This is a genomic window from Streptomyces araujoniae (assembly GCF_050871195.1).
Lineage (GTDB): Bacteria > Actinomycetota > Actinomycetes > Streptomycetales > Streptomycetaceae > Streptomyces > Streptomyces bacillaris.
In genome coordinates this window covers 704362-720914 of sequence record NZ_CP194070.1, presented here as the reverse complement: position 1 = coordinate 720914, position 16553 = coordinate 704362, and the positions used below count along the sequence as shown (strand labels likewise).

The 16553-nt window shown below is 70.4% G+C and carries 10 protein-coding genes and 1 pseudogene; 5 read left to right on the top strand and 6 right to left on the bottom strand.

Going from position 1 to position 16553, the window contains the following annotated elements:
• Nucleotides 1-78 precede the first annotated feature (78 nt).
• From ACQ9ZG_RS02875 to ACQ9ZG_RS02865, 3 genes and pseudogenes are all read right to left on the bottom strand, one after another.
• Complete coding sequence (locus ACQ9ZG_RS02875) at nucleotides 79-1923, bottom strand: DUF6924 domain-containing protein (protein ID WP_109916503.1); 1845 nt, start codon at nucleotides 1921-1923, stop codon at nucleotides 79-81.
• 271 nt (nucleotides 1924-2194) lie between these two features.
• Nucleotides 2195-2263, bottom strand: a pseudogene (locus ACQ9ZG_RS02870) (hypothetical protein); the annotation flags it as partial.
• A gap of 537 nt (nucleotides 2264-2800) precedes the next feature.
• Nucleotides 2801-4075, bottom strand: a complete 1275-nt coding sequence (locus ACQ9ZG_RS02865; RefSeq protein WP_109916502.1) for an APC family permease — start codon at nucleotides 4073-4075, stop codon at nucleotides 2801-2803.
• Between the two features lie 545 nt (nucleotides 4076-4620).
• On the opposite strand from ACQ9ZG_RS02865, the gene ACQ9ZG_RS02860 reads away from it, so the two are divergent.
• From ACQ9ZG_RS02860 to ACQ9ZG_RS02850, 3 genes are all read left to right on the top strand, one after another.
• Entirely contained in the window at nucleotides 4621-4794 is a 174-nt protein-coding gene (locus ACQ9ZG_RS02860; protein WP_258312285.1) for a recombinase family protein, read from the top strand.
• Between the two features lie 525 nt (nucleotides 4795-5319).
• Nucleotides 5320-6852, top strand: a complete 1533-nt coding sequence (locus ACQ9ZG_RS02855; RefSeq protein ID WP_109916500.1) for an FAD-dependent monooxygenase — start codon at nucleotides 5320-5322, stop codon at nucleotides 6850-6852.
• A 27-nt stretch (nucleotides 6853-6879) separates the two neighbouring features.
• Nucleotides 6880-7563, top strand: coding sequence for an FMN-binding negative transcriptional regulator (locus ACQ9ZG_RS02850; protein ID WP_109916499.1), 684 nt, complete (start codon nucleotides 6880-6882; stop codon nucleotides 7561-7563).
• Nucleotides 7564-7629: 66 nt separating this feature from the next.
• Here ACQ9ZG_RS02850 and ACQ9ZG_RS02845 read toward each other — a convergent pair whose 3' ends face one another.
• Nucleotides 7630-8274 carry a TetR family transcriptional regulator gene (locus ACQ9ZG_RS02845; protein ID WP_258312284.1) on the bottom strand — a complete coding sequence of 215 codons (645 nt, stop codon included), beginning with the start codon at nucleotides 8272-8274 and terminating at the stop codon, nucleotides 7630-7632.
• 139 nt (nucleotides 8275-8413) lie between these two features.
• Between ACQ9ZG_RS02845 and ACQ9ZG_RS02840 the strand changes: the two genes are divergently transcribed.
• A complete protein-coding gene (locus ACQ9ZG_RS02840) occupies nucleotides 8414-9910 on the top strand; it encodes an MFS transporter (RefSeq protein WP_109916497.1) in 1497 nt (498 codons plus the stop codon).
• A gap of 217 nt (nucleotides 9911-10127) precedes the next feature.
• Nucleotides 10128-11363, top strand: coding sequence for a cytochrome P450 family protein (locus ACQ9ZG_RS02835; RefSeq protein ID WP_109916496.1), 1236 nt, complete (start codon nucleotides 10128-10130; stop codon nucleotides 11361-11363).
• On the opposite strand, the gene ACQ9ZG_RS02830 is transcribed toward ACQ9ZG_RS02835, so the two are convergent.
• Both ACQ9ZG_RS02830 and ACQ9ZG_RS02825 read right to left on the bottom strand, forming a co-directional pair.
• Nucleotides 11317-14136, bottom strand: coding sequence for a helix-turn-helix transcriptional regulator (locus ACQ9ZG_RS02830; RefSeq protein ID WP_109916495.1), 2820 nt, complete (start codon nucleotides 14134-14136; stop codon nucleotides 11317-11319). The two genes, ACQ9ZG_RS02835 and ACQ9ZG_RS02830, sit on opposite strands and share 47 nt — an antisense overlap.
• A gap of 248 nt (nucleotides 14137-14384) precedes the next feature.
• Complete coding sequence (locus ACQ9ZG_RS02825; RefSeq protein ID WP_499279818.1) at nucleotides 14385-16478, bottom strand: HelD family protein; 2094 nt, start codon at nucleotides 16476-16478, stop codon at nucleotides 14385-14387.
• Nucleotides 16479-16553: the final 75 nt, after the last annotated feature.

The following is a 16553-nucleotide window of genomic DNA, read 5'->3' as shown; positions in this document are numbered from 1 at the left end:
ACCCACACCTCGGCAGCCTGACGGAGGATGCTCGACGCATCTGATGCGTTTCGGGACGCCCCTTCGGTCCTGCCAGGGTCAGAAGCCCCGGAAGACACCGTCGTGGGCGGCGTTCTCGAAGTCCTCCCCATCCATGTTGGCGAGGGAAATGTTGTTCTCGACCGACCACAGTTCTGTGGCTACGACTCGGAGCCGGCCGTGCGTCTGCAGCGCCTCACCCTCCCCGCTTTCGTCGTTCTCGTCGGAGAGCAGGAGGGCCAGCAGCGGCATCTCCGGCGTCGTGAGGGCGGCCTTGTCGGCCACGATGAGAAGCTCGGTGTCCAGCTCGTGTGCCGCCGAGAGGATCTGTTCGGTCGTCAGGTCGCGATAGGCGAGATCATCCACCGGGTGGACGTTCGCGAGGAAGCCGTCCTGGTTCGGTGTCATGACGGTCGTGAGCAGAGCTTGCCAAGCGGTCGGGTCGGAGAAGTCGGTGCGGATCAGCAGGGTCTCGTCCGTGTCCGGCAGGCTCTTCACGAGTCCTCCCCGTGCGGGCGGGTTCGGGGCGGCGGAGGGCTCGGCCACTGCCTCGCCGTCGCGCCAGACGACCGTCCCGTCGGCACGGCACAGGACCACTCCGCCCTCCTCGACACGCAGTTCGTCAGCCGGTCCGCCCAGCGGTGGGCCTTCGTCGCCGAGAACGCGCAGCATGCCGTCTTCGTCGAGCCGCAGTCCGGGCTCGGCCGCTTCGCCGAGGTGCGCGTACCAGAGCCAGGTCTGGTCGGCTCCGAACAGAACGAGGCGGCGTTCGTCCCAGTGTCCGAGCACGGTGCTTCCGTCGGGGGAGGTGAGGGAGTGCCGCCCGAGCGTCTGTCCTCGGCGCAGCACGGCACCCTGCGGGGCGTCGGCCGTGGGGCCGTGGCATGCCGTGTGTGCGCCTGCGGACCACACCGACCGGCCGTTCACGTCACGCAGTTCGGCACGGCCGTCATCTCCGACCACGAGCCTGCGGGCCCCCGAGCCGGACGGGCCGGAACTCCACACCGGGACACCATGGGTGTTGCGGACCGAGAGGACACCGTCCTCGGAGAGCTCGGCCCATCCTCCGTCCACCCACCCCGTGCCGGTCGACCACACGGCACGGCGCTCGGTGTGGCAGTACAGAGTCAGGTCGCCGTTGCCCTGATGGGCCAGTGTGTGCGTACCGGTGGGAGACGTCAGGGACTGGTTGCGCAAGCGCCCTCCCGCCTCCAGCGCGGGCCCACCATACGCGTAGGGCTCTCCCAGGGGGACCGGTCCGTGCGGGCGCTGGGTGCCCTCGTGCCACAGGACGCTCCCGGCGGAGTCGACCAGGCACAGCATCAAGCTCTTGGATTTCGCACCACCCGCCAGGTGCCGGCGCCAGGTGAGCACGGTGCCTTCCCGTTCGAACCAGTCGACCAGCGGACGCGTCAGCGCGTAGCTCCTCCCCCCGCTCTTCCCGTACTCGCAGACCCGCAGCCATCCGTCCTGCTGGCGGGCCACTGTCCGGCGCGTCTTCCCCTCCTTGACCAGATACGCGTCCCGGGTGATGGCAGCCGCGGGCGCCGCGTCCCCGAGCGGCACAGGGTGGGTGAGTCCGGTGCGTATGTTGCCCAGGCGGACGTGTGTGCGGTCCAGGAGTTCCAGCTCGCCGGCATCCGTGAGGACGAGGTACTGCGCCCCGGGCGCGGCGAAACCGGAACGCCACACCGTCTCGTCGTCCTCCCCGCCCTCGACGACGACCTCGTACCCGTGCCCGAGCAACAGCTGTCCAGCTGCGCCCGCCCGCCAGACGGCCTGACCGCGATCGGTGTCCGTGACCACGGCGACACCCTCCGAGTCGCACCGCAGCACGAACCTCCCCGAGGGGGACGTCAACTGGACATCGGGGTAAAGACGTTCGAACATGGGCAGTTCTCGCATGGAACCCTCTTCTCCTACCGGGCGACGCCAGGTCATGGTGGCGGTCGGTGAAGCGGATTCTGCCGGACGCCACTGACAACGGGCCTGGTTGGCCCGTCGACTCCCGCCCTGACACCCCTGCCGCACAGCCTGCGCTGCCCCGAGTTTCGTAGAGTCCGGTGGTCTTGGTCCAGGCGGACTGCGGGGTCTGCTCCGTGCTTCGCCAGCAGGCTCCCTCGTACTCGGCGGGCGGGACGTAGTCGAGCGCGGAGTGAAGACGCTCTCCGTTGTGCCAGGTGATCCATTGGAAGATCGCCCGTTCGACCTGGTCGACGTCCTTCCAGGGGTGCTGCGTCTCTATAAGTTCGGCCTTTGGAGGTACCGTTCAGCGCCTCTGCCGTCGCGTTGTCATACAAGTCCGCGCCCGACCTGACGGAGGCGAAGGCGCCGATGGCTGCGAGCCGGTCGATATACCGAATTGGCACGTATCGCGACCCACGGTCGCTGTGACGGATGAGGTCGGAGCCCTTCTTGATCCTCGGCCCCCACAAAGCCATCTCCAGCGCGTCCAACGGCAGTTCCGTTCGGGCCCAGCATCGCGAAGACGGCCTGTAGGTAGTCGGTCATGGCGGTCATGCCTCTCGAAGATGCTTGCCGGGAATCGTTCGTGCCGGCATCGAGCGCCTTTCCTGTCGAAGGCTGGCCGGGGTCCTCGTTGTCCATGGCATGGAGGTGGGGCGGCAACTGGTGCCAGACAGGTTGTGGGAGCTTTTCCTTTGTGTGATGCCCGAGGCGCCTGTCTGATGACTGACGAAATATCCGCCGAACTGACCGAAGAATCCGTTCCAACCTGGCGAATGGAAACGGATATATCACCTACATCGGCGTGAAAACTTGATCAGACGCCCTGCTGGTGGTGTGTGCTGACGCGGCGGAAGCCGTACGTGGCTGCGCCGACGAGGAGGACGGCGGCTCCGGTGAGCACGGAGGGCAGCGGGAGGGCGAAGGCCAGGACGAGGCAGCCGGTCAGGCCGACGATGGGGATGATCCGGGGCGGGCGGCCTTCGGCGGGGGTCAGGGTCCAGGCGGAGGCGTTGGCGATGGCGTAGTACGCCAGGACGCCGAAGGAGGAGAACCCGATGGCCCCGCGTACGTCGGTGGTCGCGGCCGCGATGGCGACGACGGCGCCGACGAGGAGTTCGGCGCGGTGGGGGACCTTGAAGCGCGGGTGTACGGCGGCCAGGGTGTGGGGGAGGTGATGGTCGCGGGCCATGGCCAGGGTGGTGCGGGAGACGCCGAGGATGAGGGCGAGCAGGGAGCCGAGGGCGGCGACGGCCGCGCCGACGCGTACGACGGGGACGAGCCAGCCGGCGTCGGCCGCCCGGGCGGCGTCCGTGAGTGGGGCGGTGGCGGAGGCGAGCCCACCGGGACCGAGGACGAGGAGGACGGAGACGGCGACGAGGGCGTAGACGACGAGGGTGATGCCGAGGGCGATCGGGATGGCCCGAGGGATGGTGCGGGCCGGGTCACGGGCCTCCTCGCCGAGGGTGGCGATGCGGGCGTAGCCGGCGAACGCGAAGAACAGCAGCCCGGCCGCCTGCAGCACCCCGGCCGCCGTGGCGTCCGCACCGATCCCCAGGCGGGCCGTGTCCACCCCGTCGGACGCCAGGGAGGCGGTCGCGACGGCGGCGAGCACCGCCAGGACGACCGCGACGATGGCCCGGGTGAGCAGGACAGACTTCTGGAGGCCCGCGTAGTTGACGGCGGTCAGGGCCACCACGGCGGCCACCGCGATCGCGTGGGCCTGGCCCGGCCAGACGTAGGAGCCGATGGTCAGCGCCATCGCCGCGCAGGAGGCGGTCTTGCCCACGACGAACGCCCACCCGGCCAGGTAGCCCCAGAAGGGGCCGAGCCGTTCGCGCCCGTAGACGTAGGTGCCGCCCGAGGCCCGGTAGAGGGCGGCGAGCCGGGCGGAGGAGGTGGCGTTGCAGTAGGCGACGACGGCAGCCAGGGCGAGGCCGAGCAGCAGGCCGGATCCGGCGGCGCGGGCTGCGGGGGCCAGCGAGGCGAAGATTCCGGCGCCGATCATTGACCCCAGGCCGATCATCACCGCGTCCGGCACGCCAAGGCGCCGCCGGAGTTCGTCCGGGAGCCCGACTGCGGGCGGAGGCATCCTGCTCACGGCGTTCTCTCCTTGCCGAATGCGCACCGCGGACAGTTCGGCGGTGCGCGGGCACGATAAGCGATCGACCTGAACAGCATGCGGCTTGCCCTGCCTGTGGGCCGGGGTACTGGGTGTCGAGCGGGTCGCGCCTGGGCCTTCTTCGGTCAGCAGTTGGACCGGCTCGTCGGGGCGCCCCGGTTGGTCACGAGCTGCAGTAGCCGAGTTCAGTTTGTAGGGGTCACCTTCGTGTTTTCCGGAGGGAGCCCGGCCACTTCTGGGACCGGGTCCGCCGATCGATCCGTGGGGACGTGAACAGGTAGCGTGACGGTTGCCCTAGCGGAGTTTGGTGGATACGAACCGGGACAACCCGGACCGTCAGGTGCGGCTGAGCTTCCTCGGCTGACCAAGATCGTTCAGCGGGGCGTGGCCGCCGATTCTCCGTACGATGCGCGCTCGAACGGAGAGAAGAAATGCGCGGTATGGGCCTCAGCGCGATCGAACGACCCTACGACGGATGCGGCAAGTGCCTGCTCGGAGTGCGGCGGCTGTCGCGCGTGAAGCTGGCGACGTCTTCGCCTGAGCGCCAGCGCGAGAACGTGCTCACTGCCGCCGCCTCCGTCGGGGCCCACATCATCGGCTGGGCGGACGACTGGGAGGTCTCCGGCGCCACGGATCCCGTGACCCGCCCCAGCCTGGGCCCGTGGCTCCGTGACGAGAGGGGACCGTAGCCCACCGAGGAGCGGCCCTTGCGGGTCGCGGAGTGGGATGCGTTGTTGTCCCAGCGGCCGACGTCGCTGTCCCGGTCACACCTGTGCGACGAGGCTTTCAATTGGCACAAGGCGTGTAGTCGGCACTGAGCGGGGCGCTTGGCCTGACGCGCGATGGGCCGAGGCGACGAGTCGCTCGGTGACTTGATCGACGGCTCGGGTGAAGGCTGGCCCCAGTCGGTTCTCGGCGAGTCGGCGGCCCAGTGTGTTGAGCGTGTATCTCCCCACGCCCTTGCCGCCGTCCAACGCTTCCGCGCACTTGGTCAGCCCCACCTGCAGGAGACCGAGCAGGCAACGACCAGGGTGCCGTGTCCGTGGCTTCACCCCGTCTCCAGCCTCGGAACCCCTACCCACGGCGACGGGCGTCGGGCGGCGGGATCACCTGGCCGTAGGGGATCGCTAGGGGTTAGCCGGAGTCTCGCCTGCTCCGTAGCGTGCAGCTCCGACCTGGGCAATCGCCCGACCGACGAGGATTGACGGGGTTGTATGGACAGCGTCAGCGTGCTGATCAGCGGGGCCGGGCCGACCGGGCTGACCCTCGGACTGGAGCTGGCCCGCCGGGGCGTACCGGTGCGGATCATCGACAAGGAGGAGAGCTTCACGACCGCCTCGCGCGGCAAGGCCGGTATCCAGCCGCGCACCCTGGAGGTGTTCTACGACCTCGGGGTCATCGACAAGGTTCTGGCGTCCGGTACGCAGCGGCTGCCGTTCCGGCGCTACCGCCGTGACCGGCTGATCAACGAGACCATCCCGTACCTCGACAACGCGCCCACCCAGGGCGAGCCGTTCCGCCGGCTGCACTTCATGCCGCAGTCGCGGGTCGAGGAGATCCTGCGGGAGCGGCTCGCCGAGTACGGGGTTGCCGTGGAACTGGGCACCGAGCTGGTCGAGTTCGAGCAGACGGATATGGACCGGGTGACGGCCACCCTGGCGACCGCGCAGGGCGCCGAACAGCTGTCGGCCGCCTATCTCGTCGGCGCTGACGGCGGCCGCAGTCTGGTCCGCAAGCAACTCGGCATCTCCTTCGAGGGGTTCACCGAGGAGGAGAAGCAGCTGATCGTCGGGGACGTCCAGATCGACGGGCTGGCTCCGGACGCCTGGTACAAGTGGCTGGACCTCGACCTCGGTGTGGTCATGCTGTGCCCCCTCAGCGGTACGCGCTCCTGGCAGATCCAGGCCACGCCTCCCGCGGACGCGGAGGGCCGGCCCATGGAGCCGTCGGTTCAGGCCCTTCAGCGGGCCGTCGACCGGGCCACCGGGATGCCGATCCGGGTGCATGGCGCGACCTGGCTGTCGACCTCGCGGATCAACGTACGGATGGCCGACCGGCTGCGGGCGGGCCGGGTGTTCCTGGCCGGGGACGCCGCACATGTCCACCCCGTGCTCGGGGCGCTGGGCGCCAACACCGGTGTCCAGGACGCCTACAACCTCGGCTGGAAGCTCGCGCTGGTCCTCGCCGGGGCGGCGCCGGAGCTGCTGGACACCTACCAGGAGGAGCGGCTGCCGGTGGCGCGCTGGACGCTGGACACCAGCGTCGCCAGCACCAGAGCCGTGTTCGAGGAGATGACCGGCGGCATCGGCGGCGCCGAGGCCGGTCTGACCCAGGAGACGCTGCAGCTCGGTCTGGAGTACCGGGCCGGTTCGCTGAGCCGCGCGATACTCGGCGAGACCGACACCGGCGTACAGGCGGGCGACCGGGCCCCGGACTCGGTGTGCCTGGACATGGCCGGCCAGCTCGTGCGGCTGTTCGACGTGTTCCGCGGACCGCACTTCACGCTGGTCGGCTTCGGCGCGGGCTGCGAGACGGCCCTGCGCGAGGTGGCGGCCGGGGCCCCGGACGACCTCAGGACCTGCCTGCTCGGCGAACGGCCGGCGGCGTACGGACTCGGTGCCGACACGCTGGTCCTCGTCCGCCCGGACGGCTATGTCGGGCTCACCGCGCCGTCGGGGGACAGTGCGGCGGTGCTCGGTTACCTCGGCTCGCTGCTCGGCGGCACGCTGCCCGCCGCCACCGCCTGATCAGGCGCCACGGAAAGGAGAGCGCAGATGGTCTACCGCCCCGACTACTTCCGGCCACCGGACCTGGAGACGCAGTGGGACCTCATCGAGGAGTACCCGCTGGGCCTGATGGCGCTGTCGGTGGAGGGCCGGCCCGCCGCCGTCCACATCCCGTTCGTGCTCGACCGGCACGCCTGGCCCTACGGCAAGCTGCGTGGGCATCTCTCGCGGGGCAACCCGATCTGTGAGGCGCTCGCCGGCAATGTCGAGGTGGTGGTTGCGTTCCTGGGCCCCAGCGCCTACATCTCGCCCGACCACTACGTCTCCCAGCCGCACTTCCCGACGTGGGCCTACGCCGCCGTGCATGTCACGGGGCGACCGCGGCTGCTGGACGAGGTGCGCACCATGCGCCAGCTCGACGATCTGATCGAGGACCAGGAGAGCCGGCTCGCGCCGAAGGAGCCCTGGTCGCTGCCGCGCCGGGCGAGTGCGCTGTTCGACGAGTACCTGCGGCTCATCCAGGGCTTCGAGATCCCGATCGGGCGCATCGACGGCGTGTACAAGCTGGGTCAGAACAAGCCCCCGGCCGACATGGCCTCTCAGGCGAAGGCCTTCAGGGAGCGCGGCACGGACCCCATGGACCGGCTCGCCGACTACATCGAGCGCCACAACAACCTGCCCCGGCAGGAGACCGGCCACGGTTCGGATCAGCCCGCACAGGGGACGGGCTGACACGCTGTAGGACGGGAGCACGACGAAGGCGCCGCCTCTTCGGAGGCGGCGCCTTCGTCGTCGTTCCTATTCCCGCGGGGCGACGCCCGCCAGGCCCTGGCGGAGCAGGGCATAGGCGTGGTCGGCGTCGGCGACCGCCTCGGGGTGGACCTCGTCCGCGGACCGTCCCGCGACGACGCGCCGCCAGTTCACCGACGCCAGGATGCGCTCGGTGGCGATCACCTGGCCGGCCAGCAGGGCCGCGGTGATCTCGCGGTCAGAGTCGAGCGCGCCCACCAAGGTCTCGGCCAGCGCGGCCTCGGCCTGGGCCAGGTACTTGCTGACGCGCGCCACCAGGCTCGGCGTGGAGTACACGAGATGGTGAAAGGCCAGGACGTCCTCGTCGTCGTTGAGCCCCGTGATGGGGTCCCGGGCCGTCAGCCCGTCCAGGAAGTGCTGGTGCAGCGCGTCGATCGCGGACACCCCGAGCGGCCGCTCGGCCACGACGCTGCCGGCCACCGTCTGGTGGTCGGCGAAGCGGTGGACGACCAGGTCTTCCTTGGTGGGGAAGTACTTGAACAGCGTGGGTTTGGAGACCTCGGCGACCGCCGCGATGTCGACGACCGAGACCTGGTCGAACCCGTGCTTCAGGAAGAGCGTGATCGCCGTGTCGGAGATCGTCTCTCGCGTTCGCTGTTTCTTGCGCTCCCGCAAGCCCATCGGCGCATTCACCAGGCCATCCTAACACATCGCTTACCGAGGCAATCAGGTAACCGAGTCTCTGAATTGACTTAGTTAAGAAATCTGCTCTAGTGTCCGCCGCGGAAGACGGACGGGCTGCCGCCCGCGGTGACGGAAGGACGGGCAGGACATGGCACAGGCAACAGCGGCCTCCACCGAGAGGTCGGTGCGCTATCGGTGGTGGGGGCTGGGGGTGATCGCCCTGGCCCAGCTGATGGTCATGCTGGACATGACCATCGTGAACATCGCCCTGCCCTGGGCCCAGCAGGACACCGGGATGTCGGACGCGAGCCGGCAGTGGGTGGTGACCGCCTACACCCTCGCCTTCGGCGCGCTGCTGTTGCTTGGCGGACGCGTCGGCGATCTCGTCGGCCGCAAGCGCGCGTTCATGGCCGGGGCCGTCGGCTTCGCCGTCGCGTCGGTCGTGGGCGGCGCCGCGCCGAACGCCGAGGTGCTCGTCGCCGCCCGCGCGGCCCAAGGCGTGTTCGCCGCGCTGCTCGTCCCCTCGACCCTGGCCATGCTCGCCACCACCTTCACCCAACCGCGGGAACGCGCCAAGGCGTTCGGCGTCTTCAGCTCGGTCGCCAGCGCGGGCGGCGCCATCGGACTGCTCGGCGGTGGTGTGATCACCGAGTGGCTCGACTGGCGCTGGTGCTTCTACGTCAACGTGCCGATCGGCGCGGCCGTGGTGGCCGGGGCCTGGCTGCTGCTGCCGGCCATGCCCGCCAACCGCCAGCGGATCGACGTACCCGGCGCGGTGCTCTCCGCCCTCGGGATGCTCTCCCTCGTCTACGCCTTCGACCAGGCGGCGACCCACAGCTGGACCTCGGCCCGCGTCCTCGGCTGCCTCGCCGCCGCACTGGTGCTGCTCGCCGCGTTCGGCCTGGCCCAGGCCAAGGGGCCGGTCCCGCTGCTGCCTCTGCGGCTGGTCGCCGACCGCAACCGGGCGGGAGCGAGCCTGACCATCGCGCTGGCCATGGTCAGTCTGTTCGGCCTCTTCCTGATCCTCACCTACCAGCTCCAGGTGGTGATGGACTTCTCGCCGCTGCGCACAGGCCTCGCGATCCTGCCCGCGACCGTGGCGACGGTGCTCACCTCCACCCAGATCGCCGCCCGGCTGGTGCCCCGCGTACCGCTGCGCATGCTGGTGGTGCCGGGCCTCCTCATCGCGATGCTGGGCCTGCTGAACCTCGGCCGGCTCACCCCCGACAGCTCCTACGCCTCCACCCTGATGCCCACCCAGATCCTCCTCGGCATCGGCGTCGGACTGGTCATCTCGCCCTGCATCAGCGCCGCCACCTACCGGGTGCCGCCGCAGGAGGTCGGTGTGGTGTCCGCCTTCGTCAGCACCTCCCAGCAGCTGGGCGGCTCCATCGGCACGGCGCTCCTCAACGCGATCGCCACCGGCGTCACCGCCGACCGGATCGCCTCCGGCGGCCGCGGCGAACGGGCCGTCACCGAGGCGACCGTGCACGGCTACGCTGTCGCGAGCCTGTGGGCCGCGGGCATCACCGGCGTCGCCGCGCTCCTCGCCGGCCTGCTGATCACCATCGATCTGCGCAAGCCCGCACAGGCCCCCGCCGAACAGGTCCGGACCGCGGAAGGTGATCTGGCGCCCAGCGGCTGACCCCGCCCCGAAGACGAGCAGCCACCGGGCGACATCCCCCGGCCCGGTGGCTGCTCAGGCCGCACGCCGAGACTGACCGTCAGACCCGGCGGGCGGCCCCTACCAGGCCCCTACACCCCCTCTTCCGGCCGTGGATCAACGCCGTCGGCGCGGGGGCGTACGTAGGCTCAGCGCGACCCGCGAACAGCCCGTAGCCGTCATTTCCGAGGATGTGCCCATGATTCAGGATTCAGCCCCGCTGGAACTCGACGACGCGTTCATGCAGGACCCCCACTCCGTGTACACGCGCCTGAACGCCGAAGGCTCGGCGCACCGGGTGATGATGCCTCCTGGAGTTCCCGTCTGCGGCGGCCTGCCGGTCTGGCTGATCACCGGTTACGAGGAGGTGCGCTCCGCCCTTGCCGACCCCCGGCTGAGCACCGACCTGAACAGGACGGACCGGCTGTTCGCGCAGAACGAGCCCGACCGCAACAAGCGCGGCGCCTTCTCCACCGCCCTCGCCACCCACATGCTGCACTCGGACCCGCCGGACCACACCCGGCTGCGCAAGCTGGTCAACAAGGCCTTCACCAGCCGCGCCATCGAGAAGCTCCGCCCCGAGATCGAGCAGATCACCGGCGAACTGCTCACAGCCCTGCCCGACGACGACACGGTGGACCTGCTGGACGCGTTCGCGTTCCCCCTGCCGATCCGGGTGATCTGCCTGCTGCTGGGCGTGCCCCTGGAGGAGCAGGAGAACTTCAAGTCCTGGTCCAAGGCGCTCGTCTCCGGCGACTCGCCGGCCGCGACCGCCGCCGCCTCGACCGCGATGATCGAGTACCTCGGCGAGCTGATCGAGCGCAAGCGCCGTACGCCCACCGACGACGTCCTCGCCGCCCTGGTCTCAGCCCGCGACGTCGACGACCGGCTCACCGAGACCGAACTGGTCTCGATGGCCTTCCTGTTGTTCATCGGCGGCCACGAGACCACCGTCAACACCCTCGGCAACGGCACCCTGCACCTGATGCGGAACCTGGACCAGTGGGAGGCGCTGCGCCAGGACCGCTCCCTGCTGCCCGGCGCCGTGGAGGAGTTCCTGCGGCTGGAGAGCCCGCTGAAGCACGCCACCTTCCGCTGCGCCACCGAGGACCTGCGCATCGGCGACACCGAGATCCCGGCCGGAGACTTCGTGCTGCTCGCACTGGCGTCCGCCAACCGGGACCCGGAGCGCTTCGGCGATCCCCACACACTGGACGTGCGCAGGCCCACCGGCGGCCATGTCGCCTTCGGGCACGGCATCCACTACTGCCTCGGCGCGCCACTGGCGAGGATGGAGGCGCAGGTGGCGTTCGGCGCCTTGCTCGACACGTACCCCGCCATGCGTCTGGCCATCGACACCGACGCCATGCGCTGGCGCACCAGCACGCTCATCCGCGGGCTCCACTCACTGCCGGTACGGCTGAACCGCCCATAGAGTCCAGCCCCTGCGGCAGTTCGTCACGGCGGGACAGGTTGAGCTTGCGCAGGACACGCGTCATGTGCTGCTCGACCGTGCTGACCGTGATGAACAGCCGGCGTGCGATCTCGCGGTTGGTATGCCCCTCCGCCGCGAGGGCGGCGACCCGCAGTTCGGCCTCCGACAGCACGTCGTGCGCCTGCTCGGACGCCTCGTGCCCGGCCGTGCAGGCCCGGCCGTCGGCCGCCCGCTCCGCGTCGGGCAGCAGGTTCTGCGCGAGCGGCTCGGCATGGCACTTCTTCGCCATCCGATAGGCACGCCGTACGATCACCCGGGCCCGGTTGGACTGCCCCAGCAGGTGGTAGACGCGGCCCAGATCACCGAGGGCGTGTGCCAGTAGCAAGTCGCTTCCGGAGTCCTGGAGTTCGTCCACCGCCTCCTGCAGCGCCCGCAGTCGCCGCCGGGGTTCCATCGTCGAGGCCAGCAGCCGCAGGGCGTTGCCGTGCACCCTCGGGCAGCCCTTGTGCCGGGCCAGTTCCTCCCCCAGATAGGTGACGGCCTGGTCCGGCTCGCCCAGCCGCAGCCGGGCCTCGGCCACCCCGGTGCGCCACGGGATGAGCGTGGTGTCGCCCAGTCCCCAGCTGTCCAGCGCCTTCCCGCAGGCCAGGAAGTCACCGAGAGCCGCCTGAAGACGCCCCGTGGCCAGATGGAAACGGCCCCGGGCGTACAAGTAGTGCTGGCCGAACAGCGTCTCGAACACCGCCTCGGGCACCGGCCGGCTCAGCCGGGCCCGCGCCTCGTCGTAGCGGCCCATCGCGGTCAGCGCGAACACCGAACTCGCCAGCGGCATACCGATGCTGAGTCCCCAGCCCTGCGACGACATCCGGGACAGCGCCAGTTCGCTGTGCTTCTCGGCCTCCAGCAGCCGACCCAGCCTGATCAGGTTCGCCGCCCGCAGCGAGGACAGCAGAGCGTCCCAGGTAGGGATGCTCCGCTCCCGGGCCGCCTCCAGGAGCGTGGTGCACCAGGCGTCGACCTGTTCTGTGCGGTCGGCGTAGTACAGCGTCATCAGCGCCAGCGGAATGGTCTCCAGCGTCGGCGTCAGACTGGACATCTCCAGCACATGCGCGGCCCTGACCACCGCGGGCTCCGGCTCACCGCCCCGCAGGACGACGGACAGGGCGGTCGCCGCGTGCAGGCGCGGCTGCGCGGCGATCGCCGCCGGGGCGATCTCGTCGGCGACATCCAGGGACACATCGCCGAACATGCGCCGGTGGAACGGCGGGCACAGCACCGACAGCCACTGCTGCAGCGCCCCGACCTCCTCCGTGCCCTGCTCGCCCGGATCGTCGGCCAGCTGCCCTTCGACCAGGCGCAGTACGTCCGAGGCCTCGCCCACATAGCCGTGCCACACCAGGTTCTTGATCAGGGACATCGCCCCCGAGGCGGCCGTCAGATGCCCGGCCTCCAGAGCCTCCTTGAGTTCCGGCAGCCGGCGCATGGCCTTGGCCGGGTCGACCTGCCAGGCGGACAGGGTGCGCTGGAACAGGATCGATGCCCGCAGCGGCCCGTCCGGGCAGATGGCGTGGGCCAGGTCGAACAGCCGCATCGCCTTGGGGAAATCGTCGTGGGCGAGCGCGTCGGCCGCAGCTTCCCGGAGCAGCGGGGGTGCCCAGGATTCCGCGATACCTCCCGCTACCACGATGTGCTCGGCCACCGTGGCCGGATGCGCGCCGTTGTCGTGCAGCAGCACCGCGGCACGCCCGTGCAGCCGGGCCCGTTCCTCCGCGGAGACCTCACCGCACAGCACCGTGCGCATCCTCGGATGGCGCAGCCCCGGGCCCGCCAGCAGGCCCGCCTGGGTCAGCTCCTGGAAGAGCCGGGTGGGCGGACTGGTGCTGTTGCGATCGAGCAGCACCGTCAGGGCGTCCGGTCCCAGCACCGCCAGATGCCGGGCGAGGTCGGCCGCGGGCGCGCTGACGCGGTGCGCACAGTCGGCGACCGCGGAGTCGAACATCTCCCCGGCGACCGGCCGTGAAGAGGCCGCCTCCGTGCCGTTCAGGGCGTTGCGCGTGTCCTCGATCAGCGCCTGCGCCAGCAGCGGGCTGCCGCCGCTCGCCGCATGGAACTCCCCGGCGTCGGCCTCGTCCACCGGCACGCCCAGCCGGTCGGACAGCAGCAGCCGGATGTCGTCCGTGGTCAGCGGAGGCACCCGCAGCTGATGGAAGCCGGGCTGGCGGGCGAACTCGGCGCGCGCGGCGGAGTACGTAGGCAGGGCACCCGGCCGGTCGGTGAACACCGCCAGGACGCGCGAGGCGACCATGCGGCGGGCCAGATGGCCGAGGCAGCCCAGCGACTCGGGGTCCGCCTCGTGGAGGTCGTCCACGGCAATGACGAGGGGTTGTTCGTCGGCCATTTCCATTACGGCCGCGCAGAATTCGTCCATCGACTTGTCGAGTTCGCTCTCCGGGGCGCGGGTGACCGCCGCGAGGCTGCGGCCGATGGCCGCGAGAGTTTCACTCGCATGCTGTGAGGCTCCTTTGAATCGTCCTGTCTGCCACAGAAGTTGGTGGACGACGCCCCATGCGTTGGAGCGTTCCATCGGTGAGCAGGCCGCTCTCAGGACGAGCGACCCGGATTGTGCCGCGCGCTGGGTGAATTCATGCAGGAGGGCCGTCTTGCCGACCCCCGTAGGGCCACTGACCAGGGCGATCTGGCCCGCTCCGCAGTCGCGTGCGGTCAGCAGGTCGTGCAATTGGGTGAGTTGTATGTCCCGTCCGACGATGGACATCCGCAAGATGCTCCCTATGGTCCCGAGGCTTCGGTATGTCTTCAGCCATCCTCCAACTTCAGGGAGTCCGCGGAACGGTCAGTGACTATCGCCACAGCGATTTGGCGCAAGTGCGACCGCCGGGAACGGAAATCCGGCCAACATCCGATCCAAAGGCAATGTTCTTCCGGGGAGTTCGTCAAAAGGCCGTAAAGAAAAATTGGCCCGGGGGAGTCCCCGGGCCGCACATCTCGGTCACATCGGCGCGGTCAGGCCACGAGCGGCTCCGGCAGCGGGCGGGCGTGCAGGACGTCCAGCCGGGACACCGCACGCGTCACCACGACATAGAGCCGGTGGAGTCCGCGCGCTTCGGACTCGACGATCGCGGTCGGCTCCACCACCACGACATGGTCGTACTCCAGACCCTTGACGACCGTCGCGGGCAGCACGGTCACCCGGGCGGCCGTTCCGACCGCATCAGCGGTCGCCGTCTCGATGCCCGCCTCGCGCAGCGCCGCCGACGTCGCGGCCACCGCGTCGTCGGCGGCGATCACGGCGACCGAACCCTCGCGGTCGAGCGCCGCACGCACCGCGGACACCGTGGCGGCCGCCGCGTCGTCGACCTCGCTGACCGTCAACTCGCCGTCGTGGCGCAGCGAACGGGCCGGCGGCACATCCACACCGAGGGCCCCCACCAGCCGGTTGGCCAGCTCCATCACCGCCGCCGGGACACGGAAGCCGGTGGTCAGCGGGACGACCGTGGCCTGCGCCTTGCCCAGATACGTCAACTGCTCCTGCCAGGACCGCGCCGACCAGGGCGCCGTCGCCTGGGCCAGGTCGCCCAGCACCGTGATGGACCCGAACGCGCTGCGACGGGCGATCGCCCGGCACTGCATCGGCGACAGGTCCTGGGCCTCGTCCACGACCACATGGCCGAAGCCCTCGGGACGCTCGATGAGCCCCGCGACCTCGTCGAGCAGCAGCATGTCCTCGACCGACCAGGTCGCGCTCTTCTCCGACCGCGGCGGCTTGGCCCACAGCAGCGCCCGCTGCTCGGCCGCGTCGAACACGCCGTCCGCCGCCTCCTCCATCACCGACGGGTCGCTCAGCAGCGCGGCCACGACCTCCTCCGGCCGCGCCACCGGCCACGCGGCCTCCAGCAGTGCGGCCACCGGCTTCGAACGGCCGATCTTTCGCGCCCAGGTGACACTCTTCGGCCCGGCCCGCCGCTCGGCCTGCTGCTGGATCAGCGTCACCACCCGCGAACGCACATGCTCGCGCCCGACGCCGTACGGCACCCCCATGCCCCGCACCTCGTCGATGACGCGGGCCAGGTCGTACGAGTCGACCCGCCAGCGGTACGACCCGTCGGTGACGGCGATCGACTCCTCCGGGTGCCTCACCCGGGCGTACAGAGCCCGCTCCAGGACGGTCGCCATCCGGTCGCTGTGCTTCAGCACGCCCACGTCCTCCCCGTCCACCCGCTTGACCGGGTGCCGGGCCACCACGTCCTCCACCGTGAGCTGGGCGATGTCGATCTCGCCCAGCGACGGCAGCACCTCGGAGATGTAGCGCAGGAAGGTGCGGTTCGGACCGATGATCAGCAGACCGCTGCGCTGCAGCCGCTCCGGGAACGTGTAGAGGAGAAACGCCGCGCGGTGCAGACCCACGGCGGTCTTGCCGCTGCCCGGCGCGCCCTGCACGCACACCGACTCGTTCAGTTCGCTGCGGACCAGGTTGTCCTGTTCCGGCTGGATGGTGGCGACGATGTCGCGCATCGGGCCGAGCCTGGGCCGCTCGATTTCGGCCGCGACGATCGCGCTCGCCGCGTCACCGTCGCCCTCGTCACGGGCGTGGTCGAGGTGCTCGTCCTCCAGTCCGGTGAGGTCCTCCGGAGCGCCGTGGCTCCAGGGCGCCCAGCCGAAGCGCCGCCGCACCGCGACTCCGCGCGGTTCCAGGGCGCTCGCCTGGTAGTAGGTGCGTGAGACCGGCGCACGCCAGTCGATCACCAGCGGCGGTGCGGCCGGGTGCTCCGAGACCCGCCTGCGGCCGATGTAGTACCGCTGCCGCCGGTGGTCCCCCGCCTCCTCCGTGTCCTCGAAGTCGAGCCGGCCGAAGAACAGCGGGCTGTCGGGTTCCTCCGCCATCTGCCGTGCCCGGGTGCGCAGATAGCGGCCCAGCGCCTCGGCGCTCGCGCCGTCGCCCGACACGCCCTCGCCCGCGACCACCTGGTACTGGGCATCGTCCACCTGGCGGGTCATCGCCTCGCGGCACATCGCGACGTACGCACGCTCCAGGGCCAGCTCCTCGTCGAGTCCGACGGCCTCCTGGGTGCCGTACGTGTCCTGGACGTGTGACGTCATCGATCGACCTTTCCGAAGTGACGGTCTTGCGCGCCGCCCGGCATGACCGGTCGGCGAATTCCCGGATCACAGCAT

Bases quoted from the DNA above. Each gene is read 5' to 3' on its own strand.
- ACQ9ZG_RS02875 (WP_109916503.1), bottom strand. From the start codon at position 1,923: ATGCGAGAACTGCCCATGTTCGAACGTCTTTACCCCGATGTCCAGTTG.
- ACQ9ZG_RS02865 (WP_109916502.1), bottom strand. From the start codon at position 4,075: ATGCCTCCGCCCGCAGTCGGGCTCCCGGACGAACTCCGGCGGCGCCTT.
- ACQ9ZG_RS02855 (WP_109916500.1), top strand. From the start codon at position 5,320: ATGGACAGCGTCAGCGTGCTGATCAGCGGGGCCGGGCCGACCGGGCTG.
- ACQ9ZG_RS02850 (WP_109916499.1), top strand. From the start codon at position 6,880: ATGGTCTACCGCCCCGACTACTTCCGGCCACCGGACCTGGAGACGCAG.
- ACQ9ZG_RS02840 (WP_109916497.1), top strand. From the start codon at position 8,414: ATGGCACAGGCAACAGCGGCCTCCACCGAGAGGTCGGTGCGCTATCGG.
- ACQ9ZG_RS02835 (WP_109916496.1), top strand. From the start codon at position 10,128: ATGATTCAGGATTCAGCCCCGCTGGAACTCGACGACGCGTTCATGCAG.
- ACQ9ZG_RS02830 (WP_109916495.1), bottom strand. From the start codon at position 14,136: ATGTCCATCGTCGGACGGGACATACAACTCACCCAATTGCACGACCTG.
- ACQ9ZG_RS02825 (WP_499279818.1), bottom strand. From the start codon at position 16,478: ATGACGTCACACGTCCAGGACACGTACGGCACCCAGGAGGCCGTCGGA.